The organism is Rhizobium sp. BK456 (assembly GCF_014194045.1).
In the GTDB taxonomy this organism is placed as follows: domain Bacteria; phylum Pseudomonadota; class Alphaproteobacteria; order Rhizobiales; family Rhizobiaceae; genus Rhizobium; species Rhizobium redzepovicii.
Window position 1 is genome coordinate 1,164,959 of record NZ_JACIAO010000001.1, and the last position, 20,873, is coordinate 1,185,831.

The 20,873-nt window shown below is 60.3% G+C and carries 24 protein-coding genes, 1 tRNA gene and 1 pseudogene; 15 read left to right on the plus strand and 11 right to left on the minus strand.

Translation table 11 applies throughout. From position 1 onward, the window contains the following. Positions 1-148: 148 nt before the first annotated feature. Together FHX03_RS06100 and FHX03_RS06105 are read left to right on the plus strand one after the other, a co-directional pair. Positions 149-1,003 (plus strand): alpha/beta hydrolase, encoded by an 855-nt coding sequence (locus tag FHX03_RS06100; RefSeq protein ID WP_097624549.1) that lies wholly within the window; start codon positions 149-151, stop codon positions 1,001-1,003. Positions 1,004-1,167: 164 nt separating this feature from the next. Then, complete coding sequence (locus FHX03_RS06105; protein WP_003589165.1) at positions 1,168-1,767, plus strand: transglutaminase-like cysteine peptidase; 600 nt, start codon at positions 1,168-1,170, stop codon at positions 1,765-1,767. 526 nt (positions 1,768-2,293) lie between these two features. Here FHX03_RS06105 and mbfA read toward each other — a convergent pair. Next, the gene (mbfA, locus tag FHX03_RS06110; RefSeq protein ID WP_097624548.1) at positions 2,294-3,277 is read right to left on the minus strand and encodes an iron exporter MbfA; all 984 of its coding nucleotides are present in this window, start codon (positions 3,275-3,277) and stop codon (positions 2,294-2,296) included. A gap of 169 nt (positions 3,278-3,446) precedes the next feature. Between mbfA and FHX03_RS06115 the strand changes: the two genes are divergently transcribed. Further along, positions 3,447-3,914: a group III truncated hemoglobin gene (locus tag FHX03_RS06115; protein WP_097624835.1), complete on the plus strand. Its 468-nt coding sequence runs from the start codon at positions 3,447-3,449 to the stop codon at positions 3,912-3,914. 4 nt (positions 3,915-3,918) lie between these two features. Here the strand turns inward: FHX03_RS06115 and FHX03_RS06120 are convergent, their stop codons facing one another. From FHX03_RS06120 to FHX03_RS06130, 3 genes are all read right to left on the minus strand, one after another. Continuing rightward, positions 3,919-4,812: an EamA family transporter gene (locus FHX03_RS06120; protein ID WP_183852905.1), complete on the minus strand. Its 894-nt coding sequence runs from the start codon at positions 4,810-4,812 to the stop codon at positions 3,919-3,921. A gap of 90 nt (positions 4,813-4,902) precedes the next feature. Next, entirely contained in the window at positions 4,903-5,454 is a 552-nt protein-coding gene (gene recX, locus FHX03_RS06125) for a recombination regulator RecX (RefSeq protein WP_097624546.1), read from the minus strand. 9 nt (positions 5,455-5,463) lie between these two features. Continuing rightward, complete coding sequence (locus FHX03_RS06130) at positions 5,464-6,489, minus strand: histone deacetylase family protein (RefSeq protein ID WP_183779000.1); 1,026 nt, start codon at positions 6,487-6,489, stop codon at positions 5,464-5,466. Positions 6,490-6,622: 133 nt separating this feature from the next. On the opposite strand from FHX03_RS06130, the pseudogene FHX03_RS06135 reads away from it, so the two are divergent. Next, positions 6,623-7,185: pseudogene (locus tag FHX03_RS06135) on the plus strand (HAD family hydrolase). Positions 7,186-7,213: 28 nt separating this feature from the next. Here the strand turns inward: FHX03_RS06135 and FHX03_RS06140 are convergent. Continuing rightward, a complete protein-coding gene (locus FHX03_RS06140) occupies positions 7,214-7,732 on the minus strand; it encodes a GNAT family N-acetyltransferase (RefSeq protein ID WP_183852907.1) in 519 nt (172 codons plus the stop codon). A gap of 23 nt (positions 7,733-7,755) precedes the next feature. Beyond that, a complete protein-coding gene (locus FHX03_RS06145) occupies positions 7,756-8,325 on the minus strand; it encodes a helix-turn-helix domain-containing protein (RefSeq protein ID WP_183852909.1) in 570 nt (189 codons plus the stop codon). Between the two features lie 134 nt (positions 8,326-8,459). Between FHX03_RS06145 and tenA the strand changes: the two genes are divergently transcribed. From tenA to FHX03_RS06165, 4 genes are all read left to right on the plus strand, one after another. Continuing rightward, on the plus strand, positions 8,460-9,158 hold the full coding sequence (gene tenA / locus FHX03_RS06150; protein ID WP_183852911.1) for a thiaminase II: 699 nt from the start codon (positions 8,460-8,462) through the stop codon (positions 9,156-9,158). A 77-nt stretch (positions 9,159-9,235) separates the two neighbouring features. Further along, positions 9,236-11,068, plus strand: coding sequence for a translation elongation factor 4 (gene lepA / locus FHX03_RS06155; protein WP_183852913.1), 1,833 nt, complete (start codon positions 9,236-9,238; stop codon positions 11,066-11,068). A 52-nt stretch (positions 11,069-11,120) separates the two neighbouring features. Beyond that, positions 11,121-11,351 (plus strand): type II toxin-antitoxin system CcdA family antitoxin, encoded by a 231-nt coding sequence (locus FHX03_RS06160; RefSeq protein ID WP_003583594.1) that lies wholly within the window; start codon positions 11,121-11,123, stop codon positions 11,349-11,351. Beyond that, positions 11,351-11,650 carry a CcdB family protein gene (locus FHX03_RS06165; protein ID WP_097624538.1) on the plus strand — a complete coding sequence of 100 codons (300 nt, stop codon included), beginning with the start codon at positions 11,351-11,353 and terminating at the stop codon, positions 11,648-11,650. Before FHX03_RS06160 ends, FHX03_RS06165 begins: the two co-directional genes overlap by 1 nt. A gap of 2 nt (positions 11,651-11,652) precedes the next feature. On the opposite strand, the gene FHX03_RS06170 is transcribed toward FHX03_RS06165, so the two are convergent. From FHX03_RS06170 to FHX03_RS06180, 3 genes are all read right to left on the minus strand, one after another. Further along, positions 11,653-12,105, minus strand: coding sequence for a GFA family protein (locus FHX03_RS06170; RefSeq protein WP_012482299.1), 453 nt, complete (start codon positions 12,103-12,105; stop codon positions 11,653-11,655). A 74-nt stretch (positions 12,106-12,179) separates the two neighbouring features. Next, complete coding sequence (locus FHX03_RS06175) at positions 12,180-12,737, minus strand: sugar O-acetyltransferase (RefSeq protein ID WP_183852915.1); 558 nt, start codon at positions 12,735-12,737, stop codon at positions 12,180-12,182. A gap of 11 nt (positions 12,738-12,748) precedes the next feature. Beyond that, the gene (locus FHX03_RS06180; RefSeq protein WP_183852917.1) at positions 12,749-13,486 is read right to left on the minus strand and encodes a type 1 glutamine amidotransferase; all 738 of its coding nucleotides are present in this window, start codon (positions 13,484-13,486) and stop codon (positions 12,749-12,751) included. A 124-nt stretch (positions 13,487-13,610) separates the two neighbouring features. Here FHX03_RS06180 and FHX03_RS06185 point away from each other — a divergent pair, with 124 nt between their 5' ends. Next, positions 13,611-13,904, plus strand: a complete 294-nt coding sequence (locus FHX03_RS06185) for a SelT/SelW/SelH family protein (RefSeq protein WP_003589187.1) — start codon at positions 13,611-13,613, stop codon at positions 13,902-13,904. 11 nt (positions 13,905-13,915) lie between these two features. Here the strand turns inward: FHX03_RS06185 and FHX03_RS06190 are convergent, their stop codons facing one another. Next, positions 13,916-14,332, minus strand: coding sequence for a BA14K family protein (locus FHX03_RS06190; protein ID WP_097624533.1), 417 nt, complete (start codon positions 14,330-14,332; stop codon positions 13,916-13,918). 168 nt (positions 14,333-14,500) lie between these two features. Between FHX03_RS06190 and FHX03_RS06195 the strand changes: the two genes are divergently transcribed. From FHX03_RS06195 to FHX03_RS06220, 6 genes are all read left to right on the plus strand, one after another. Further along, positions 14,501-14,587, plus strand: a tRNA-Leu gene (locus tag FHX03_RS06195). 907 nt (positions 14,588-15,494) lie between these two features. After that, entirely contained in the window at positions 15,495-16,706 is a 1,212-nt protein-coding gene (locus FHX03_RS06200) for a class I SAM-dependent methyltransferase (RefSeq protein WP_239619924.1), read from the plus strand. Between the two features lie 20 nt (positions 16,707-16,726). Next, the gene (locus FHX03_RS06205; RefSeq protein ID WP_012559608.1) at positions 16,727-17,110 is read left to right on the plus strand and encodes a cupin domain-containing protein; all 384 of its coding nucleotides are present in this window, start codon (positions 16,727-16,729) and stop codon (positions 17,108-17,110) included. A 36-nt stretch (positions 17,111-17,146) separates the two neighbouring features. Further along, positions 17,147-18,271: a DegT/DnrJ/EryC1/StrS family aminotransferase gene (locus FHX03_RS06210; RefSeq protein WP_183852919.1), complete on the plus strand. Its 1,125-nt coding sequence runs from the start codon at positions 17,147-17,149 to the stop codon at positions 18,269-18,271. Next, complete coding sequence (locus FHX03_RS06215; RefSeq protein ID WP_183852920.1) at positions 18,268-19,128, plus strand: class I SAM-dependent DNA methyltransferase; 861 nt, start codon at positions 18,268-18,270, stop codon at positions 19,126-19,128. Before FHX03_RS06210 ends, FHX03_RS06215 begins: the two co-directional genes overlap by 4 nt. Continuing rightward, complete coding sequence (locus tag FHX03_RS06220; RefSeq protein WP_183852922.1) at positions 19,125-20,348, plus strand: glycosyltransferase family 4 protein; 1,224 nt, start codon at positions 19,125-19,127, stop codon at positions 20,346-20,348. The genes FHX03_RS06215 and FHX03_RS06220 overlap by 4 nt, the downstream gene beginning before the upstream one ends. A 132-nt stretch (positions 20,349-20,480) precedes the next feature. On the opposite strand, the gene FHX03_RS06225 is transcribed toward FHX03_RS06220, so the two are convergent. Then, positions 20,481-20,771 carry a DUF982 domain-containing protein gene (locus FHX03_RS06225; protein WP_183852924.1) on the minus strand — a complete coding sequence of 97 codons (291 nt, stop codon included), beginning with the start codon at positions 20,769-20,771 and terminating at the stop codon, positions 20,481-20,483. Positions 20,772-20,873: the final 102 nt, after the last annotated feature.

Sequence of the window (20,873 nt, forward strand, 5' to 3'; positions counted from 1 at the left end):
GTTGCAGCCTCGCGCTCCCATATCGGGGTGCACAAACGTGTCGCGTCATCGCTGCAACGGAGTCAATATCATCCTTTAGCGGAAAAATCACCCGCTGTCAGCCTGCCAAGAATCTGTTTTATAGACCAAAATAACAGGAGTTTCGCCGATGTTCGATCAGATGCCCAATGCCCAGCCGCAGTTCCTGACGGTCGGCGAGGGCGAGGCGGCGCGTGAGATCGCCATGCTGGTGCGCCGGGCGCGGGCCGGCAACAGCGCCCCGGCGCTCGTCTGGCTGTCCGGCTACCGTTCCGACATGAGCGGCACCAAGGCGGTGGAACTCGACGGGCTGGCGGCCGAACTCGGGCTTGCGTGCATCCGCCTCGACTATTCCGGCCACGGACTTTCCGGCGGCAGCTTCAGCGACGGCACGATCTCACGCTGGCTTGAGGAGGCGCTGGCCGTCATCCGTCATGTCGCCCCGGAACGGGTAATCCTCGTCGGCTCCTCGATGGGCGGCTGGATCGCGCTCCGCCTGGCGCAGGAGCTTGCGCGGCAGGGCGGCCCGAAGTTCGAAGGTCCAAAACTCGAAGGCCCAAAACTCGAGGGGATGGTGCTGATTGCGCCCGCACCCGATTTCACCTCTGAGCTGATCGAGCCGAACCTCAAGGCCAAGGAGCGCAAATCGCTTGCCGAGCGCGGCTATTTCGAAGAACGGTCGCAATATAGTCCCGAGCCGAACATCTATACCAGGGCGCTGATCGAGGACGGCCGCCAAAACCGGGTGCTCGACGGCATCATCGAAACGGGCTGCCCGGTGCATATCCTCCAGGGTATGAAAGACGCCGACGTGCCGCATGCGCATGCGATGAAGCTCGTCGAACATCTTCCCGCCGACGACGTGGTGCTGACCTTCATCCGCGACGGCGACCACCGCCTTTCCCGCCCCAGCGATATCGCGCTTCTGCTCAGCGCCGTGAAAGGCATCATCCGTTCATCGACGAGCAGGCAGATGCCCGTTTAGACGGCACCGGCCAAGAAACTCCCCCGACGCAAGTGCCCAACCCGTTGCATTTTAACCATGTCGGCGAGTCGCAAGGTGCTCCCAAGAAGTAACGATTGACTCTTCTTGGCCCTCTCCATTAACACTTTGTTAATAAATAAGGGGCGATGCGAGGAAGAGCGGGCGTGCGGATGAAGGGTATTTTTGTGGCCATGATGGCCATGTTTGCGATGGCGACGGCCGCCATACCGGCCCCCAGCAGAAATGCTTCAATGGTCACGGGCAATGCCACATCCCAGCCGATCGGACACTATGATTTCTGTCAGATTCACCGCAGCGAATGCGGGGCAAACCGCAATTCCGGCCCGGTCGAGATGACCCCGGCAAAGTGGTCGCTGGTGCGTTCGGTCAACGCCACGGTCAACCGCACGATCACACCGATGACCGACAAGGAAATATACGGCAAGGATGAAGTCTGGGCCTATCCGACCACTGCCGGCGACTGCGAGGATTTCGCGCTGCTGAAGCGCCGCATGCTGATCCAGCGCGGCTTTTCGGCCGCCGATCTGCTGATGACCGTCGTGCGCAAGCCCGACGGTGAAGGCCATGCCGTGCTGACGCTGCGCACCGCCGAGGGCGACTTCGTGCTCGACAACCTCGCTTCCGACGTTAAGCCGTGGTTTGGGACGCCCTATTCCTTCGTCAAGCGCCAGTCGAGCTACAATTCCGGCCGCTGGGTCACCATCGAGAACGGCCGCGACGTTCTGGTCGGCGCACTGCGTTAAGAGTTTTGGGGGGCGTGGGAAAAGGCCGGCGAAAGCCGGCCTTTTGCTTTTTGGGTGGACGGTGTCTTTTTCTATGCCGGAGAACTGTGGTGTTTGCCGCTACCTGCCTTTCGCTACGCTCAAGGCGTTCGTCGCTTGCGCTCCTCACCCCCTCATCTGCCCTGACGGGCATCATTCCTGCATCAAAGGTCTCAAGAGGATCGAGACGGTGCCGCGAGTCCCTTCTCCCCAGCGGGGAGAAGATGCCGGCAGGCAGATGAGGGGGGGAGCGGCAAAGCCGCGAATGCACGGAGCGCAAGCGAAGGGCAAGGATGCCGGCGGGCCCTCTCTCCAGCCCGGCGCGGGGCGCCTCACGATAAGGGCCGATTGTTGTGCCTGCGGCGGTGATATAAAATCGTCGTGGGGTTTGCGGCACTGTAAATGGGTTGCGTTTGCCGCACCGTCTCCCGGCCCTCCGAATGGCTCCGGGCGTTCGCTGCTGCAATCGATTCACGGATCGATTGCTCGGGCTGCGCCCGACCGCAGCTCACCCATTCCCAATCAGGATCCCCGCGCCGAGCACCAGGCCGCCACCGAGGACCACCTGGAAGGCGGCGCGCAGGAATGGCGTTTCCATGTAGCGGTTCTGGATGAAGGCGATGGCCCAGAGTTCGAAGAAGACAACGACGGCAGCGGTGATCGTCGCCGTCCAGAAATGCGGGATCAGATAGGGCAGTGCGTGGCCGAGACCGCCGAGCGCCGTCATGATGCCGCAGGCAAGGCCGCGCTTGACCGGCGAGCCTCTGCCGGAGATCTTGCCGTCGTCATGTGCGGCTTCGGTGAAGCCCATCGAAATGCCGGCGCCAACGGAAGCTGAAAGGCCGACGAGGAAGGTCTGCCAGGTATCCTGCGTGGCGAAGGCGGCGGCGAAAATCGGCGCCAGCGTCGAGACCGAGCCGTCCATCAGCCCGGCAAGGCCCGGCTGCACATAGGTCAGCACGAATTGCCGATGCACCGTCGCGTCCTCGTCATGCTTGACATCTTCAGGCGTGTGTTTGTCGCCCAGCATGCGGGCGATGTCCTCGTGCCCCTGCTCGGCAAGAGCGAGATCGCCGAGAAGCTCGCGCGTCGAGGCATCCGAGGTGCGTTTTGCCGCCTCGACGTAGAAACGATAAGCCTGCTCTTCCATCGCCTCGGTTTCGCGGCGCATCGCCTCCAGGGTAAGATTTGCCCTGAGCCAGTCTGGCTTGCGCTCGTAGAAGCCCTCTACATGCTCGCGCCGGATCAGCGGAATGCGCTCGCCGAAACGCTGGCGATGGATTTCGAACAGCGACTTGCGATGCGTGTCCTCGACCTCGGCCATATCTTCGAAGACTTTGGCCGAGGCCGGAAATTCGCCGCGTAGCCTGTCGGCATAGGCGAGATAGATGCGGGCATCGTCTTCCTCGGAGGCGATCGCGAGAGCGAGAATCTCCTGCTCGGACAGCGATTCGAACGATCGTTTCGAGGATCTGAAAAACCGCGCCAACATGACTTTCTCCAAATTTAGAATTATTCTAAATCTAAAGAAGGAGGGGATGAGGGTCAAGAGCGTGCGAAGGCCGGCTGACAGATTGCCGCAAGCGGGCACGAACGCCTTTGGCTCGCTGTCGTAAACACCTATATGAGTGCTGCCGCATCACGCGGCGCCGGGGTTTATGATGGACAATGAGATTCAAGGGCGCCCTGCCCATGTCGCGGCGATCCGCGAAAGGGCGGAGGCCGAGATGCTGGAAATGGGTGTCAACGAGGCCTTCATCGGCAGGCTGGTCGAGACTTTTTACGCCCGCGTGCTTGCTCATCCCGATCTCGGCCCGGTGTTCGACGCCCGGCTCTCCGGCCGCTGGCCGGCGCATATGGAGAAGATGAAAAGCTTCTGGTCGGCGGTCGCTTTCCGCAGCGGCGCCTATGGCGGCAAGCCGGTACAGGCGCATACCGGCGTCCAGAACCTGACGCCAGATCTCTTTCCGAAATGGCTGTCGCTGTTTGCCGCAACCCTCGACGATATCGCGCCAACACCGGAGGCAAAGGCCTGGTTCATGGCGACGGCCGAGCGGATCGCCAAAAGCCTGACGCTCTCGCTGTTCTACAATCCCGCCCTCGACGATCCCGCCAGAAAGATGGGCTGATCCCTTACTGCTTTGCGGAGAAGGTGGCGCCGGCGCTTGCTGCGACGACCAGCGCCGTTCCCGCCAGCTGCAGAAGGGTCATGGGCTGTGTCAGAATGGCGAAGCCCGCAAGAGCCGCAATGGCCGGCTCGAGGCTCATGAGGATGCCGAACGAAGTTGTCGGCATGCGCCGCAGGGCAATCAGCTCCAGCGTGTAGGGCAGCAGCGGCACGAGAACGGCAAGGCCCGCCATTTCGATCAGGCCATAGCTATCGAGCGCCGGCACGGCGCCTGCGAAGCCGAAGGGCGTGGCGACGACAGCGGCGACCATCAGCGACATGGAAAGCCCTTCCAGCCCCTTGAAGCTTGCGCCGATCTTCTTGGTGAGCACGATGTAGATCGCCCAACCCGTTCCCGCGCCGCAGGCAAAGAGAATGCCCTGGATATTCCCAACCCAGCCTTCACCATCATGGGCAAGAGCCAGAACGCCGAGCGCGGCAATGAACGGCCAGACGAGGCGCCGGCTGAGGCCATAGCCGATGGTCGCGACCGAAAGCGGGCCGAGAAAATCGATCGCTACGGCAAGACCGAGCGGTATGCGCTCGATCGCCGCGAAAAAACTCATCGTCATCAGCGCCGTCGTCGTGCCGAGAACCAGAGCACTTGCCCATTGCTCTCTCGTATAGCTGAATATGCGCGGACGCACGGCGACGGCTAGAATGAGAGCGGCAAAGGCAAGGCGCAGCCAGCTGGCGCCGGCAGGTCCATAGGCGGCGATGGCGGAGGAGGAAAGTGCCGCGCCGAACTGGATCGAGGACATGGACATCAGGCACATCAGCGCGCCAGCCGCCAGGCCGCCGGATGCTGCGGGCGCTTTCATTGCCAGCACGCCGGAACCGTCACTCGTTCTGTCTTCCATGTGCATCTCCGCTTCAGCGCTGTTCATACGGAGGCGACTTGAAACCGGCAAATTCAAACTTCTGATGCAGGCAGCAAAAGACCTGATGCATCAAAGGCGGCCGGAGAGGATGACCTCTTCGGCATCTTCGAAGCTCATATCGAAGACCTTCTTGCCTATCTCGAAGCTGAAGCCATTGCGGGCAAAAGCGGAGAGCTCCTTCGCCTTTCGCTTGTCGTCGAGCTCGACCCGGCGGAAGGGGCCGAAGGCGCGCTTGCGAGCGAATATCGCTGCGGCATAAAGATCGTCCGCGTCCGCAAGTGCCGCCTCGACCCTGTCGCCGGAGACGCCCTTGGCTGTCAGCTTCTGGGCAATCGCGCGTTTCGATTTGCCGCCGCGAACGGCCGAGCGCGTGCTGATCTCGGCATAGGCGCTATCGTCGAGCACCTTATTGTCATAGGCAAATTTGACGGCGAAATCGGCAACCGCCTTGAGCTGTGCGGCACTGATATCCTCGAACTTCTCCTTGGCCTTGCGGGTGATGGCGTCGAAGAGCTGCTTTTCCGTCATCATCCGCCGCTCAAGGCGATAGATGGCGGAGTTGCGCGCCCAGCTCAGCATGCGCGGTGTCGGGATATCGGATGGACCAGTCTCGTCGTTCATATCAAGCGATCAGGCTTCAAGACCCTTGAGAACATTGGCGACGTTGAGGCCGATTTCCGGCACGCCGTAGCCGCCCTCCATGCAGACGAGCACCGGCAGGCCGGCTGAAGCGATCAGCGCACCCATGCGGGTGAAATCGTCGGAGGTCAGGCTGAAGAAGGAGATCGGGTCGCGCTCGAAAGTATCGACCCCGAGCGCGACGACGATCGCCTCGGCGCCAAAGGCCCTGATGCGGGCGAGCGCGTCGGCAAGCGCCGAAGACCAGACATTCCAGGGCGTGCCCGGCGGCATCGGATAGTTGCGGTTGGCGCCGGTGCCCGCCCCCTCGCCCTCCTCGTCGGCATGGCCGAGGAAATAGGGAAAGGCCTGCATCGGATCGCCGTGCAGCGAGGCGGTGAAGACATCGCCTCTATGATAGAAGATATCCTGCGTGCCGTTGCCATGGTGGAAATCGACATCGAGCACGGCGACCTTTTTCGCGCCGCGATCGAGCAGCCGCTGCGCCGCCACAGCCGCATTGTTGATGAAGCAATAACCGCCGAAAAGATCGATGCCGGCATGATGGCCGGGCGGGCGGCAAAGCGCGAAGGCGAAACGATTGCCCTCACCCAGCCAGTCGGCGCCCGTCACCGCGCAGCGCATCGAGGCGATCGCCGCCTCGTAGGAACCCTTGGTGATCGAGGTGTCGGCGGCATTGGCGTAATGGCCGATCGCGCCGACGATATTGTCAGGCACTCGCTGGCTGGTGCGGCGCACCGGAAAGGAATTGGCAATCGCCTCGCCGGTGAAACCAGCTGCCACCCAGCGGTCCCAGACCGTGGCGAGAAAATCGAGATAGGCGGGATCATGCACCTTTTTGGCCGTTTCCAACCCTTGCGCCTCGGGCGCCACGACATCGGCAAAACCCGCCTCCTTGACCGCCGCCAGGATCCATTCGGCCCGGAACGGCGCCTCGAACGGCGTCACCAGCTGGCCGGCATAGAGTTCGGTTTTGGCATCGCGCAGCTTGTGGTCTTCGGAATAAATGACGCGCATTTCAGATCCTGCCGTTGATTGACGATCGAGATTTACACGGGGTTGCCGCGACAAAAAAGCGGCGAAGCGAGCTCTTGATCATCCAGAGCAATAGCGCCACCTTCGCTGTTTTGAGAACGAGGAAATTCTCCGCATGAAAGTGCTGATGGTCGATGTCGACGGTGTGCTCATTCATGGCCGGCCGGCTGACGGCCTGCCGCTCGGGAATTCTTCCAGACGTGCTGGGCCGACATCATCGTTGGCCGTGAGCCGTTGGAGCCCAGCCTCGCCAAAGTACTGGAAAAGATCGCGCCGCATCTCAGCGCCGCGACGATGATCGATTACTGGTTCGAGAACGATTCCCGACTTGATCTCACTCTCCTAGAGGACCTCGCTGCTCTCCGGCAAAGCGGCGTCACGCTTTTTCTGGCGACAAATCAGGAGCACAGACGGGCGCGCCACCTGATGCAGCAGTTGGGTCTTAACGCTCATTTCGATGACATCCTCTATTCCGCAGCACTCGGACACCGCAAACCGTCACCGGATTTTTTCAGGCTGGCGACCGGGCGTGCCGGCGTCCAGCCCGGCGAGATCGGCTTCATCGACGATATTGAGGAAAATATCGAAGCGGCACGGCAGTTCGGCTGGAACGCGGCGCAATGGACGGCTGGGGCCAGGCTCCACGAGACGCTTTCCGCCTTCAGCCATCCGGAATGAGCCATCTGAGATGAGCCGGCCGGCGCATTCAGGCGAGCCGCTTGTAGAACAGCGTGGTGTCGCAGAAGCCGCCTTCCGGCCACAGCGCATAATCCGGGATGACGCCGACCCGCTGCCAGCCCAGGCGCGGATAGATCGCCTCGGCATCGCTGCCAGTCGCCGTGTCGAGCACCAGCAGGGTCTTGCCCCGCCGTGCCGCCTCGCGTTCGGCGGCCTCCATCAGCAACCGGGCGAGGCCGCGCCCGCGGGCGGAGCGATGCACCAGGAGCTTCTTCAGATCGCCGCGGTGCGGCTGATTCGGCATCTGCGCGGCCCCCACCTGCACCGTGCCGACGATCCGGCCTTCCAGTTTGGCGACCAGCAACAGATTGCCGCCGGTGGCGACGGTATCGGCGACATCGCGCCAATAGGGTTCGGCATCGTCTGGCCCATAGGGCTGCATGAAGCCGACGGAGGCGCCGCCGGCGACGCAATCTGCAAGCACTTGCGCAAGCCCCGGAATGGCGGCGCGCGCCTCCTCGGCGGAAAGGATACAGATATCGGGCATGGTCTTCTCCTGAACTGAAGCTGTTAGCGGCCGCCGCGATCGAGCACGACGCAATAGCGTGCCGGCGTGTTGCCGGGATTGTGGAAGACATGGCCTTCGCCGACCGGCATGAAGAGGCAATCGCCTGGGCGCAGCCGGTAGGCCACCTCGCCCGCCGTCATCTCCAACTCGCCGTCGAACAGCCAGATATGCTGGGTCATGCCATGGGAGGCGGCATGCGGGGGGAAGCTGACGCGGGCACCAGCGGGGAATTCGACTTCGACGATATCGACGTCGGAGGCGGTGCCGGGTGCCGAGACCGACCGCCTGAGATAACCGGTCTCCGGATCGCGCCAGATCTGCTGCTCTTGCCGGCGGGCAAGCGGCGAGGCCTGCTCCCCCTCCTCCGCGAAGAAGGCAGACAATGACAGGCCGAGCGCGGCGCAAATCCTCGCCAGCAGCGAGGCGGTGGGGCTCGCCTCCGCCCGCTCGATGCGCGAAATCATCGCCCGGCTGACGCCGGAAGCCGTGGCGAGATCGTCAAGGGTCAATCCTTTGTCCAGCCGCAGCTTGCGGATACGGATGCCGATTGCCTGTTCCAGTTGCTCTTCCATATCCGATCCCTGATTCTACTATAAGAGAAATACATGATCTGATGATGGAATCAAGCCTCGCAGGGGGCAAACCAACCTTGCTTTCGCCACAGCCTCGCAGATATATGGCAGCGCAATTGAGATTGGAGATAGTGATGGACGCCAGCACGCAGAGCATGGAACTGACGGGAAGCTTCACGGCCGCCGCCTGGGACAGGATCGCGCCCGTCATGGCCGAGATCGAGGTGCTGCCGCTTCTCACGCGTCTTTCGGACGGCACGCTGCCGCCTGAGGTTTTCCGGCACTACATTCTCCAGGATGCGCTTTACCTCAAGCACTATGCACGCTGCCTGGCGATCGTCGCGGCCAAGGCGCCCGACAATGCGCAGGTGCTGCGTTTTCTCGGTTCGGCGCAGAAGGCGATCACCGTCGAGCAGGGCCTGCATGCCGGCTTCCTCACCCAGTTCGGCATCACTTCCGAAGACGTGACAGCGGCCGAACCGTCGCCTGCCTGTTTCGCCTACACGAATTTCCTGCTCGCCACCGCCTATCACAGCTCTTATGCAGTCGCACTTTCCGCCATCCTTCCCTGCTTTTGGATCTACTGGCATGTCGGCGAGGCGATCAAGAGCCGGCCGGCGATCGAGGGCAATGCATTCCAGGCCTGGATCAACACCTATGGCGATCCGCAATTTGCCGCCGGCGCCCGCGAAGTGATCGCGCTGACCGATATCGCCGCCCGCGCTGCATCGCCGGTGGAGCGCGCCGAAATGATGGATGTCTTCGTTCGCGCCTCGCAATATGAATGGATGTTCTGGGATTCGGCCTGGCGGCTGGAGACCTGGCCGGTCTGACACGCCGCCGACCGGCCCGCAAAATAGCGTAAACGGCGGGATAATTACCGCTTTGCGGCAGGGGGCGGCGCTGCTATATGGCGCGCATGAGCACCAATTCGACCACTCCGCTATCCCATATCCGCAACTTTTCGATCGTGGCCCACATCGACCACGGCAAATCGACGCTGGCCGACCGCCTGATCCAGACGACGGGCGGCCTTGCCGAGCGCGAAATGTCCGAGCAGGTGCTCGACAATATGGATATCGAGCGCGAGCGCGGCATCACCATCAAGGCCCAGACCGTGCGCCTGCATTACCAGGCAGACAATGGCGAGAAATATATTCTCAACCTGATCGACACGCCCGGTCACGTCGACTTCGCCTATGAAGTCTCGCGTTCGCTGTCGGCCTGCGAGGGCTCGCTGCTCGTCGTCGACGCCAGCCAGGGCGTGGAAGCGCAGACGCTCGCCAATGTCTATCAGGCGATCGACAACAACCACGAGATCGTCACCGTCCTCAACAAGATCGACCTGCCGGCCGCCGAACCCGACCGTATCAAGGAACAGATCGAGGAAGTGATCGGCATCGACGCTTCGGAGGCCGTGCTGATTTCGGCGAAAACCGGCCTCGGCATTCCCGATGTTCTTGAGGCGATCGTCCACAAGCTGCCGGCGCCGAAGAGCCCGGGCGGCGACAAGGCGCCGCTGAAGGCGCTGCTCGTCGACAGCTGGTACGACACCTATCTCGGCGTCATGGTTCTCGTGCGCATCATCGACGGCGTGCTGACCAAGGGTCAGACCATTCGCATGATGGGCACGGATGCGAAATATCAGGTGGAGCGCGTCGGCGTGCTGACGCCGAAGATGGTCACCGTCGACAGCCTCGGCCCCGGCGAGATCGGCTTCATCACCGCCTCGATCAAGGAAGTGGCCGATACCCGCGTCGGCGATACGATCACCGAGGACAAGCGGCCGACGGCACAAGCGCTGCCAGGCTTCAAGCCGGCGCAGCCGGTGGTGTTCTGCGGCCTGTTCCCGGTCGATGCCGCCGATTTCGAGGATCTGCGCGCCGCCATGGGCAAGCTTCGCCTCAACGACGCCTCCTTCTCCTTCGAGATGGAATCGTCTGCGGCGCTCGGTTTCGGCTTCCGCTGCGGCTTCCTCGGCTTGCTGCATCTTGAAATCATCCAGGAACGGCTGGAGCGCGAATTCGATCTCGACCTGATCGCCACCGCCCCGTCGGTGGTCTACAAGATGTTCATGACCGACGGCTCCGAGCGCGAGCTGCACAACCCGGCCGACATGCCCGACGTCGTGAAAATCTCGGAAATCCACGAGCCGTGGATCCGCGCGACGATCCTCACACCGGACGATTATCTCGGCGGCATTTTGAAACTCTGCCAGGACCGGCGCGGCATCCAGATCGAGCTCACCTATGTCGGCACGCGCGCGATGCTGACCTACGACCTGCCGCTCAACGAAGTCGTCTTCGATTTCTACGACCGGCTGAAGTCGATCTCCAAGGGCTATGCCTCCTTCGACTATACGCTGACCGATCACCGCGAGGGCAACCTCGTGAAGATGTCGATCCTCGTCAATGGCGAGCCGGTCGACGCGCTGTCGATGATGGTGCACCGCACCGCCGCCGAAAAGCGCGGCCGCGACATGTGCGAGAAGCTCAAGGAGCTGATCCCGAGGCACATGTTCAAGATCCCGATCCAGGCGGCGATCGGCGGCAACGTCATTGCCCGCGAGACGATCTCGGCGCTGCGCAAGGACGTGACGGCGAAATGTTACGGCGGCGACGCCACCCGCAAGCGCAAGCTGCTCGACAAGCAGAAGGCCGGCAAAAAGCGCATGCGCCAGTTCGGCAAGGTGGAGATTCCGCAGGAAGCCTTCATCGCAGCGCTGAAGATGGGCGACGAATAACGCTTCTCAATGGCACCTTATGCGCATATGATCTGCGCATAAGGAGATCGTTATGGCACAGCAGGCAAGGAAAGCGGCAAACCTCTCTCTCGATGAGGGACTCGTATCGCAGGCGCGTGAGCTGAAGATCAACATATCCCGGGCGGCGGAAGATGGGATCGCGAAGGCCATAAAGGCGGAACGCGAACGGCTGTGGCGTATCGAGAACGCGGAGGCGATTGCCGCCTCCAATGCCTATGTCGAAAAGCACGGCCTGCCGTTTCAGAAATATCGACAGTTCTGATGGCTCGGTTTCATGTCTACAATTTGATCCATACGAATGCGCTTGCGCTTGATCTGCAGTCAGACCTGCATGGCGACCTCACGACGCGGATCATGGCGCCAATGCTTCCGCTGGAAGCTCTTCCCAAAATCATGCGTCAGCTCAACCCGCAATTCGTGATCAACGGCGTGCCATACGTTATGGCGACCCAATTTATCGGTGCGATTTCCGTTAAAGAGATAGGCGTCGCAGCCGCCGATCTCACGGCCGACAGCGATCGTATCATCAGCGCCCTGGACTTCCTCTTCCAAGGCTTCTGAGATCAACCTCGCGCCATATACTCCTTCACCAACCCCTCATAGGCCGCCATTTCCGGCAGCGCCGCGTAGCTGTGCACCGCACCGGTCTCGGCAAAGGCCAGCTTCTCGCTCGTCCATGTCTCGATGAACGGCGTGAACCAGCTGGGGTCATCGAGCATGGTGACGCGCAGATTGACGAACCAGTCCATGCCTTCCGGGCGGGTGAACATCCAGCTCATGCAATGCGGGCAGAAATAATGTTTCGTCGTGCCGTGCAAGCCACCGATGACAGGCTCGCCCTTCGTCACTTCGAAACCTTCGCTGGGGATGGCGGCACTCAGCGAATAGGCGCTTGCTGTCATCCTCTGGCAGCCCGTGCAATGGCAAGCCATGGTCAGCAGCGGCGGCGCGCTGATCTTCAACCGCACCCGGCCGCAGCGGCAGCCGCCTTCCATGGGTAGGTTCTGTGCTGTCATGATAGTTCTCCCCTTTCGCCACCTGATCTAGCGGAGCCGGCGCCATTGTCGAGGGAGACGCGGCAGCCCGAGTTTCAGACGGCGTTTATCTGACGCGCCGGATTGCCGACCACGGTTGCGCCCGTCGGCACGTCTTTGGTCACAACGGCGCCAGCGCCGACGATCGCACGATCGCCGATCATCACTCCCCCGAGGATGATGGCGCCACCGCCGATCCAGACATCGCTGCCGATCGCAACCGGCCGGGCGATCTCGATACCAGCGCTGCGAAGGGCGGCATCCTTGTGATGTTCGGCGCAATAGATCTGCACGCCGGGGCCGAACATCGTGCGGTCGCCGACCGCCACGCGGCCGGAATCGAGGATAGTACAGCCGGCATTGAAATAGACGCGCTTGCCAAGGGTAATATTGATGCCGTAGGAGCAGTGAAACGGCGCTTCGATGAAGATATCGGGCGCCGCCCCAGCGAATAGCGCTCTGAGCGCCGGGGCGACAGCCCCGCGCTCATCCGGCGGCAGCGTGTTATGGGCGTGAACGGCACGGCGCGCCTGCTGGCGTAGGCCATCGAGTTCGTCGTCGAGGCAGCAATACCACTCACCCGCCGCCATCTTTTCATATTCGCTCGCCGGCATCGCGTCGCCTCTCAAACCGAGGCCTCGGACAATATTCCGATCTCTGCCGGTTCGATCAGGCTGACCCAGGCACGCGCGATGGCAAGGCCTGCGGCATCGGCGGCACCGCCATGTCTTGCCGCCAGTTCGGCATGGTTCTCTAGCCAGCCGGGAGCGATGCGCTCGATCGTATCGGGGAATTCCGCCTTCCATTGCTCAACGACTGCTCGGCCGGCCTCGAAATGGAACTGGGTGCCGTAGACGGCGCGACCGATGCGGAAGGCCTGGTTATCGGCGACCAGGCTCGTCGCCAGACGCACCGCACTTTCGGGAAGGGAAAACGTGTCGGCATGCCATTCGAAGATGGTGAATTCGCTGCCAAGCGCCGACAGTAGCGGATCGGCCCGGCCCTCGGCGGTGACGCCGATCTTGTGCCAGCCGAATTCGCGGGCGGTGCCGAGATGATTGTCGGCGCCATAGGCGCGGGCGAGGATCTGGCTGCCGAGGCAGATGCCGAGCACGGCCTTGCCGGCATCACCGAAGGCACGCGAAAGCCGCACGAGCTCCGGCAGGTAAGGATGCGTCTCATCATCCAGCGCGCTCTGCTCGCCGCCGAGAACGACCAGCGCGTCATGCCCGACTATATCCCGCGGCAGGATGCCGTCCTGCCACACGCGGAACCACTCGATATGAGCTCCCGCCTCGTCGAGTGCCGTGGCAAGCGCGCCAAGACCGGTATTGCGCATATTTTCGACGACTGCGACTCGCATGGGCTCTCCCCGGTGTGACCGACGACGGAAGAGACCATGCCGGCGAACGACGCGCAAGATGCTTGCGCGCCATTGCGTGAGCACGCCGCAAGGGCTTAAATCCACGCGAATGAAAGGAAACACCATGACCGAAAAAGCCCGCGTCTCGATCCTCTACTGCACCCAGTGCAACTGGCTGCTGCGCGCCGCCTGGATGGCGCAGGAGCTGCTGCACACCTTTTCCGACAGCCTTGGCGAGGTGGCGCTGATCCCTGGCACCGGCGGCAATTTCGAGATCCGCGTCAATGGCGATTTGATCTGGGAGCGCAAGCGCGACGGCGGCTTTCCCGGGCCGAAGGAGCTGAAGCAGCGGGTCCGCGACATTATCGAGCCCGGCCGCGATCTCGGCCATGTCGACCGCGCCTCGCTGGAAAGCTGACCGCAGCAGCCTCAGCGATAGGGCGAGCGGCAGACCCTGTAGACGCCTTCATAGGTGAGAAAATGATCCGTCCTCGGATTGTAGGAGCGGTATTCATTGGTGCACCAGGCGATATGCTTGTTCGGAGCGTTCGGCTGCACCCGGCGCACCGGCGGCGGGTCATAGGTCAGCTGCGGCCGCCCGGCAGCACCCGGCTGATAATAGGTCGGCCCCGTCGCGCCACGCGGCCGGTAATTCGGCTGGATATAAGCGGGGCGATGCCATTGCTGCGGCCCGAAACCGAAACAGCCGCGAAAATCGCACAGCGTCGATCCGGTGTTGAGCGGCCCGACCCCCGGCTTGCCCAGCTTCAGCGAATCAGCGCCGGCCACGGCTGGCGCGAAAACAGCAAGAAGACCGGCGAACAGAAGCGTGCGGGCAACGGGCATGAGGCATTCCTTTCGATATTTTCTCTATATAGGGCGTACCAAGTGAAGCGCTATGCCTGCCCTCCGGCCACTCCCTCGCATGTGATCAACTGTTTTTCGCCAACTGTCAGAAAAACTTCAAAAACCCGGTTGACAGTCAGGAGCCGCCCCCTTACATCGCTCTCCGTCGCCCAGATGGCGGAATTGGTAGACGCGCCAGCTTCAGGTGCTGGTACCCGAAAGGGTGTGGAGGTTCGAGTCCTCTTCTGGGCACCATTCCATTCTTGATCACTACCGGATCAAGAAGTTAAGCCTTTCCAAAATTTACGCATTTTGTGCCTGTGGAAAAGACCCGCGGCAAAGCGCTCAAGGCTTGTCTGCTCAATTTCAAGGACTTTCAAAATCCACATTGACGCGTATTCTCGGTCGCCGATAGCGGGCCGCCATTGACTGCCGGGGATCATAAAGCCGCCACGCCGTGCGGCAAAAAATCGGAAGCGTAAAGTCGCCGAAGCAACCCGCACTCCGCTCCAGCTTGATCTCGAGACCTAACCGTCCTCTCGGGACAAGTACTGGCGGCGATCGCCGGAACTCCCTATCATAATCAATATAGCACTTCGTAATCCCGAAATTGGTTGCGGGCTTGAAATCATTCGACGTTTCCCGACGGCGACACCTCGCAAAACCCGGCGCATTTCGGGATCCCGAAGGGGCGGAATTTCGGGATTCCGAAGTGCGGTTTTTGCCCTGTCCGGAACGATCGGCCGCTTTGTTCGGATCGGCGGCGAACTGGGCGAATTTCGCAGGATAGATTTCGCGCCTTGTTTTCCAACAGCTCAGGTGCAGCCCTCAGCTGAAAGGTGACGTCGGCAACCTCGTTGCAACCGTCCTGTTGCGTAAGCGGCCTTGAGTCCGATTCTCCGAAACCATCAGGCAAGCCTCATGCCGACGATGCGTCGAGGAAGAATGTCGCTGAGATGATCGACTTTTGGGCGAGATCAGTGCGGGAACGCCGTTCGGATCGGAAAAACTTCGTTGCATTGCCGTCGTCCGTTCAATATTCAGTACACCGATTTCGCAAACCCTTGATCAATTGAATTCGGCGGTCTGCTGTCAAATAAGTGCATCGCCGGTTGGGTTTCGGACTACAGGAAATAAAGGGATATCACCCATGAATTGTCGTATGTGTGGCAGCACCAAGTTGCATAAATTTCTCGACTTGGGTTTTACACCTCCGGCCGACCAATTCCGGCGCAAGGATCAATCGCGCGAGCCGGACGTTCATTATCCCTTGCAGGTGATGATGTGTGACGATTGTGGTTTGGCTCAGTTGAGTCATGTCGTATCTCCAGAAGTTTTATACCGGAACGACTATCCCTACGAATCCTCCACCACCCGCACCGGCCAGGCGCACTGGTCCGAATTCGCCGCCAGTGTGGTTGCGCGCCTGCAATTGGGGCCGAAGGACTTGGCGGTGGATATCGGCAGCAATGTGGGTGTGCTGCTGGGAGCTTTCCAAAGCCAGGGCTTGCGGGTGCAGGGAGTCGATCCTGCGGCAAACATCGTCATGATCGCGCAGGCCAATGGCATCGACACGATCTGTGATTTTTTCAATGAAGATACCGCTCGCACCATCGTTGCTGATAAAGGCCATGCATCAGTGGTGACGGCGACCAACGTATTTGCCCATGTGGATGATCTCGACAGCTTCATATCGAGTGTCAAGGAATTGCTCAGCGAACGCGGTGTGTTCATTTTCGAAGCGCCGTATTTCGTCAATCTGCTCAAGCACAATGAATACGACACTATCTATCACGAGCATCTCTCATACCTGTCGGTCAAACCGTTGCTGGCCTTTTTCCGTAAACACGGCCTGGAGATATTTCATATCGAGGAGCGCGATATCCATGGCGGCTCTTTCCGTGTGCATGTCGGCAGGATCGGCATGTGGCCTGCCTCGCCGGACGCAGAACGGATGGCGCAGGCAGAGGTGGACATGGGCATATACAGCCATGACAAACTTGCCGAGTTTGCCGCGGCCGTGCGGCGCAACAAGGACGAACTGACCTGGATGCTTCATTCGCTGAAACATGAAGGCAAACGGATCGCAGCCGTCAGCGCTCCCGCCAAGGGCATGACCTTGCTCAATTACTGCGGGCTTGACGCCGACATACTTGATTTCGTCACCGAGAAATCAAAGTTGAAGATTGGTCGCTATACCCCAGGGGCGCACATTCCGGTGGTCTCTGACGAAGAGCTGCTCAAACATCAGCCTGACTATGCTCTGCTCCTGGCTTGGAATTTCGCCGACGAAATCATCGGGAACCTGCATGAATTTCGGCGCCGGGGAGGCAAATTCATTATCCCGATCCCCTTCCCCAAAATCGTCGACTGATTACTCTTAAGGAGCACGCAATGGCGAAAATCTCGCTGGTCCCCGCATTCAAGGACGCTCGTGGCGAAATCACCGATCTTCTCGAAAACGAGAACATCAACGCGATTACCCGCATCACCTTTTCCAAAGGCGCCGTGCGCGGCAACCACTACCACAAGGAAACCACCCAGTGGAATTATCTGATCTCGGGCAGCATCAAGCTGGTCAGTCAGGTACCCGGCGAGCCAGTGGTCGAGACGGTGATGAATCCCGGCGATTTCACCGTTACGAAGCCGCATGTGCGTCACGCCCTCGTCGGCTTGGATGAGGCGGAGTTGCTGGTCTTTACCAGTGGACCGCGTGGCGGCAAGGAATACGAAAGCGACACGTTCCGTCTCGACGTTCCTTTGGCAGCCGGTGCTTAACCCATGTCGATAAACCCTCTACGTCAGGATTCGCCCGTGTCCACACGTCGCGTGCCCGTCTCGCAGCCATTGCTGGGGGCGGAAGAGACCCATCACGTCAACAATGCCTTGGCCCAAGGCGCTATCTCGGGTTTCTTTGGCGACTACCTGCCAATGTTCGAGCAGGAATTCGCGGCCTATTGCGATTGTGCTCATGGCGTGGCGGTTTCCAGCGGAACCACGGCACTTCACTTGGCGCTGGCGACCCTGTCCATCGGTCCCGGCGACGAGGTGCTGGTGGCCTCGCTGACCAATATGGCAACGTTTTTCGCCGTGCTGTACCAGGGCGCACATCCTGTGCCGATCGACTCCGAAGCCGATACTTTGAATCTCGATCCAACGCTGTTGCGAGCAAAGATCACATCCAAAACCAAGGCGATCCTGGTGGTGCACCTGTTTGGTCACCCGGTCGACATGGATCCTGTGATGGAAGTCGCTCGCGAGCACAATCTCTATGTCATCGAGGACTGTGCCGAGGCTCATGGCGCTCTGTATAAAGGCCGCAAGGTCGGCGGCATCGGCGACATCGGCTGCTTCAGTTTCTACGCCAATAAGGTGATCACGACCGGTGAAGGCGGAATGCTGACACTGAATAACGGCGAGTGGGCCGATCGCGCACGCAATCTCAAGGGATTGGCGTTCGGCGACAAGAACAAGTTCATGCACAAGGACATCGGATATAACTTCCGGATGACAAATCTGCAGGCGGCGATCGGGCATGCCCAGTTCGGCAAGATCGAACAGATCATCGACGCCAAACGGACCATCGCGCACGCGTATGGACAACGCCTTGGTGGGCGCGACGACCTGCAATTGCCGATGGAAAAGCCGTATGCCCGAAACGTTCACTGGATGTACATGGTGCTCGTCAGCGGACGCAACGCCGGTCGGCGCGCAGAGGTGATGCATGCGCTGGCGCAAAAAGGCGTCGAGAGCCGCGAGAATTTCCTGCCTTACAACATGCAGGAAATTTTTATCAATCGCGGTTGGGCCAGCGCCGATGAATGCCCGGTTGCGAACGACCTTGGCCTGCGCGGCTTTTACTTGCCGAGTGGCCCGGCAATCTCTGATGATGACATTGATTATGTCTGTCAGAGCCTGATCGAAGTCTTGGACCAATGAGTGCTGATGCGCCCGTGACAGGCAAAGAGCAGGAACCGATTCCGTTCGGTGAATATTCCGCGATCTATGACCTCATATACCGCGATAAGGACTATGCCGGCGAGGCTGGTTTTGTCGCGGCTCTGATAGAGCAGCATGCGCCGCGTCAAAACCATGTACCGATTCGGGTTCTGGATCTCGCCTGTGGGACCGGGCGCCACGCCATGGAACTGGCGGCCAAGGGTTATGTTGTCGAAGGCAGCGACATCTCATCGGGAATGGTGGCGGTGGCGCGCAACAGCGCGGCCGAACGTGGGCTGGATGTGCGATTTCATGAGTGCTCGTTTCAGACGGCCGACGCAATCCAGGGTACTTTCGACGTCGTGCTGGCCATGTTCGCGGCACTTGGCTACCTCACCGACTTTGCCGATTTTGAGCTGACCTTGAAGAATATCGCAAAGAAAATGGCGCCCGGCGGCATTTTCATTTTCGATGTGTGGAACGGCACGGCAGTGCTGCCGCAATATTCTCCCCACAAGGTGAGGCAGGAAGCGGACGACAAACGCAAGGTTGAGCGCGTTTCTCGTACCACCTTGGATACGGTCGCACAACAAGCCGCCGTCAATTTTGAATTCAAGGTCGAGTATGCCGACGGGGTGGTGAAGCATTTCAGTGAGAACCATCGCGTGCGGTTTTATTTTCCGCAGGAAATGGTCGATTTGCTGAAGGCGCTCGGCTTTGAGGTTCTTCTGCGGTGCCCATTTTTGCAGCCGGAAAAGGCCGTCTCCAGCGGCGACTGGAACATGACCTACGTCGTGCGGAAAATGTCGGGCGGGCCTACGGCTACTGACCAGGGCCAACAACGGAGCGCAGTTTGAAGATCGGTTTTTTCTTCAATGACCCTTCCCCGCACTCTGGCGGTGTGTTTACCTATCAGCAGGATATATTCAGGTCCTTTCTGGAACTGGCTGCAAAGTCGCATCACGAATTCCACGTGATTTGTGAGCACCACAAGCAAGAGGATTTTTCTGCTCTTCCAGGCCGGCCCGACAATGTCCATATTTCCCCTATGGATGCTCCCGAGCCGCCGCTGACGCCACGCCGCCGCGTCAAGCTTTTCGTCCGGCGCTTATTGGGAAAAGGCGAGAGAGCGATCGAAAAGGGGCCAAAAATCAGTCGGGCCGCCGCGGTATTGGTTCGCAATGAAATCGAGTTTACCTGGTCGATCGGGCACTATGAGCATGAGGCTTTCGACGTGCCCTACATTACCACCGTGTTCGACCTCCAGCACAGGCTGCAGCCCTGGTTTCCCGAAGTCAGCCTGAGCAGCCTGTGGGATATCCGCGAAGAATTCTTCAACCGTTATGTCAGACGTGCTGCCTATGTGATCACAGGCACCGAAGAGGGCCGGCGCGAAATCGAAAACTTCTACCGCGTTCCCGCAAAGCGCATCCGTGTCCTTCCCTTGCCGACGCCGAGCTTCTGCTTCAATCCACCTGCGGCCGACACCGCATCCCGGCTCCGGGCGCTGGGAATTACCAGCCGCTATCTATACTATCCAGCACAGTTTTGGGCCCACAAGAACCACGCCAATTTGTTGCACGCATTACGGTTGATCAATGACGGAGAGACCGAGCCGTTCCAGCTCGCGCTGGTCGGCTCCGATCACGGTAATCTGGACCACTTGCGCTCGCTGGCGCGCACCCTTGGTGTAGAGCAGCAGGTGCTGTTCCTCGGTTTTGTCGCTCGTGAAGACCTGACTGCGCTTTATCAGGGAGCGTTCGCGCTTACTTATCCAAGCCTGTTCGGACCGGATAATTTGCCGCCTCTGGAAGCCTTTGCCCTTGGCTGCCCGGTGATTGCATCAGACTATGACGGTGCCCGCGAACAATTGGAGAATGCGGCCTTATACGTCGACGCATTGGCGCCGGACTCAATCGCCGCTGCGGTTCGACAATTGCAGGCAAGCCCCGAACTGCGGCAACAGATGATCGAAAAGGGTCATATTCGTGCGCGCAAATGGACCGCGACGGACTATGTGCAAGAGATTTTCTCCATACTTGACGAATTCGAAGCGGTACGTCGCTGCTGGCATTAAACTGAAATAGTGCGCAGCCTCCTTAATTGCCCTGATTTCGGACCTGCCAGCCTGAGATCGCCCGAAACGGAAGGCAGTCCACTCCAGCTTGATCCAGATGCCTGGCCGTCGATCGGGCAGGGTTAACGACCTTCACGCGGCCATATGGGTCTTCCCGCTGTCGGGAATGACGGTCAGCACCCCCATGCCGGCTTCTCTGGCGGCGCTCAGAAGCAGTTCCCTGAGTTCGTCCATCCCAGCCTGCCCCATGACGGCATCGGCGCAAACCTTCACCGCCGCAACATATTCCTCTCCATCCTCAAACGGCCAGTCGGTCATCAGAACTTCAGCGGCGTCTCGGAGCGTCCGGACGATCTTGCGTTTGTGCCGGTCGCCGAGAAAGAGAACGAGAGGCGCAAAATCCGCCGATGTGTTCCATTGCATGGCACTTTCTCCCCAAGAGTTAGAATATTAGTAACAATGCAAGAAGCGTGCCGGGACGGCAGGAAGCGTTTCAACGGCCTGCCGAGCGCGCGCGGTACCTGG

Coding starts and splice junctions, on each gene's coding strand:
- FHX03_RS06100 (WP_097624549.1), top strand. CDS start 149: ATGTTCGATCAGATGCCCAATGCCCAGCCGCAGTTCCTGACGGTCGGC.
- mbfA (WP_097624548.1), bottom strand. CDS start 3,277: ATGTTGGCGCGGTTTTTCAGATCCTCGAAACGATCGTTCGAATCGCTG.
- FHX03_RS06115 (WP_097624835.1), top strand. CDS start 3,447: ATGGACAATGAGATTCAAGGGCGCCCTGCCCATGTCGCGGCGATCCGC.
- FHX03_RS06120 (WP_183852905.1), bottom strand. CDS start 4,812: ATGGAAGACAGAACGAGTGACGGTTCCGGCGTGCTGGCAATGAAAGCG.
- recX (WP_097624546.1), bottom strand. CDS start 5,454: ATGAACGACGAGACTGGTCCATCCGATATCCCGACACCGCGCATGCTG.
- FHX03_RS06130 (WP_183779000.1), bottom strand. CDS start 6,489: ATGCGCGTCATTTATTCCGAAGACCACAAGCTGCGCGATGCCAAAACC.
- FHX03_RS06140 (WP_183852907.1), bottom strand. CDS start 7,732: ATGCCCGATATCTGTATCCTTTCCGCCGAGGAGGCGCGCGCCGCCATT.
- FHX03_RS06145 (WP_183852909.1), bottom strand. CDS start 8,325: ATGGAAGAGCAACTGGAACAGGCAATCGGCATCCGTATCCGCAAGCTG.
- tenA (WP_183852911.1), top strand. CDS start 8,460: ATGGACGCCAGCACGCAGAGCATGGAACTGACGGGAAGCTTCACGGCC.
- lepA (WP_183852913.1), top strand. CDS start 9,236: ATGGCGCGCATGAGCACCAATTCGACCACTCCGCTATCCCATATCCGC.
- FHX03_RS06160 (WP_003583594.1), top strand. CDS start 11,121: ATGGCACAGCAGGCAAGGAAAGCGGCAAACCTCTCTCTCGATGAGGGA.
- FHX03_RS06165 (WP_097624538.1), top strand. CDS start 11,351: ATGGCTCGGTTTCATGTCTACAATTTGATCCATACGAATGCGCTTGCG.
- FHX03_RS06170 (WP_012482299.1), bottom strand. CDS start 12,105: ATGACAGCACAGAACCTACCCATGGAAGGCGGCTGCCGCTGCGGCCGG.
- FHX03_RS06175 (WP_183852915.1), bottom strand. CDS start 12,737: ATGCCGGCGAGCGAATATGAAAAGATGGCGGCGGGTGAGTGGTATTGC.
- FHX03_RS06180 (WP_183852917.1), bottom strand. CDS start 13,486: ATGCGAGTCGCAGTCGTCGAAAATATGCGCAATACCGGTCTTGGCGCG.
- FHX03_RS06185 (WP_003589187.1), top strand. CDS start 13,611: ATGACCGAAAAAGCCCGCGTCTCGATCCTCTACTGCACCCAGTGCAAC.
- FHX03_RS06190 (WP_097624533.1), bottom strand. CDS start 14,332: ATGCCCGTTGCCCGCACGCTTCTGTTCGCCGGTCTTCTTGCTGTTTTC.
- FHX03_RS06200 (WP_239619924.1), top strand. CDS start 15,495: ATGTGTGGCAGCACCAAGTTGCATAAATTTCTCGACTTGGGTTTTACA.
- FHX03_RS06205 (WP_012559608.1), top strand. CDS start 16,727: ATGGCGAAAATCTCGCTGGTCCCCGCATTCAAGGACGCTCGTGGCGAA.
- FHX03_RS06215 (WP_183852920.1), top strand. CDS start 18,268: ATGAGTGCTGATGCGCCCGTGACAGGCAAAGAGCAGGAACCGATTCCG.
- FHX03_RS06225 (WP_183852924.1), bottom strand. CDS start 20,771: ATGCAATGGAACACATCGGCGGATTTTGCGCCTCTCGTTCTCTTTCTC.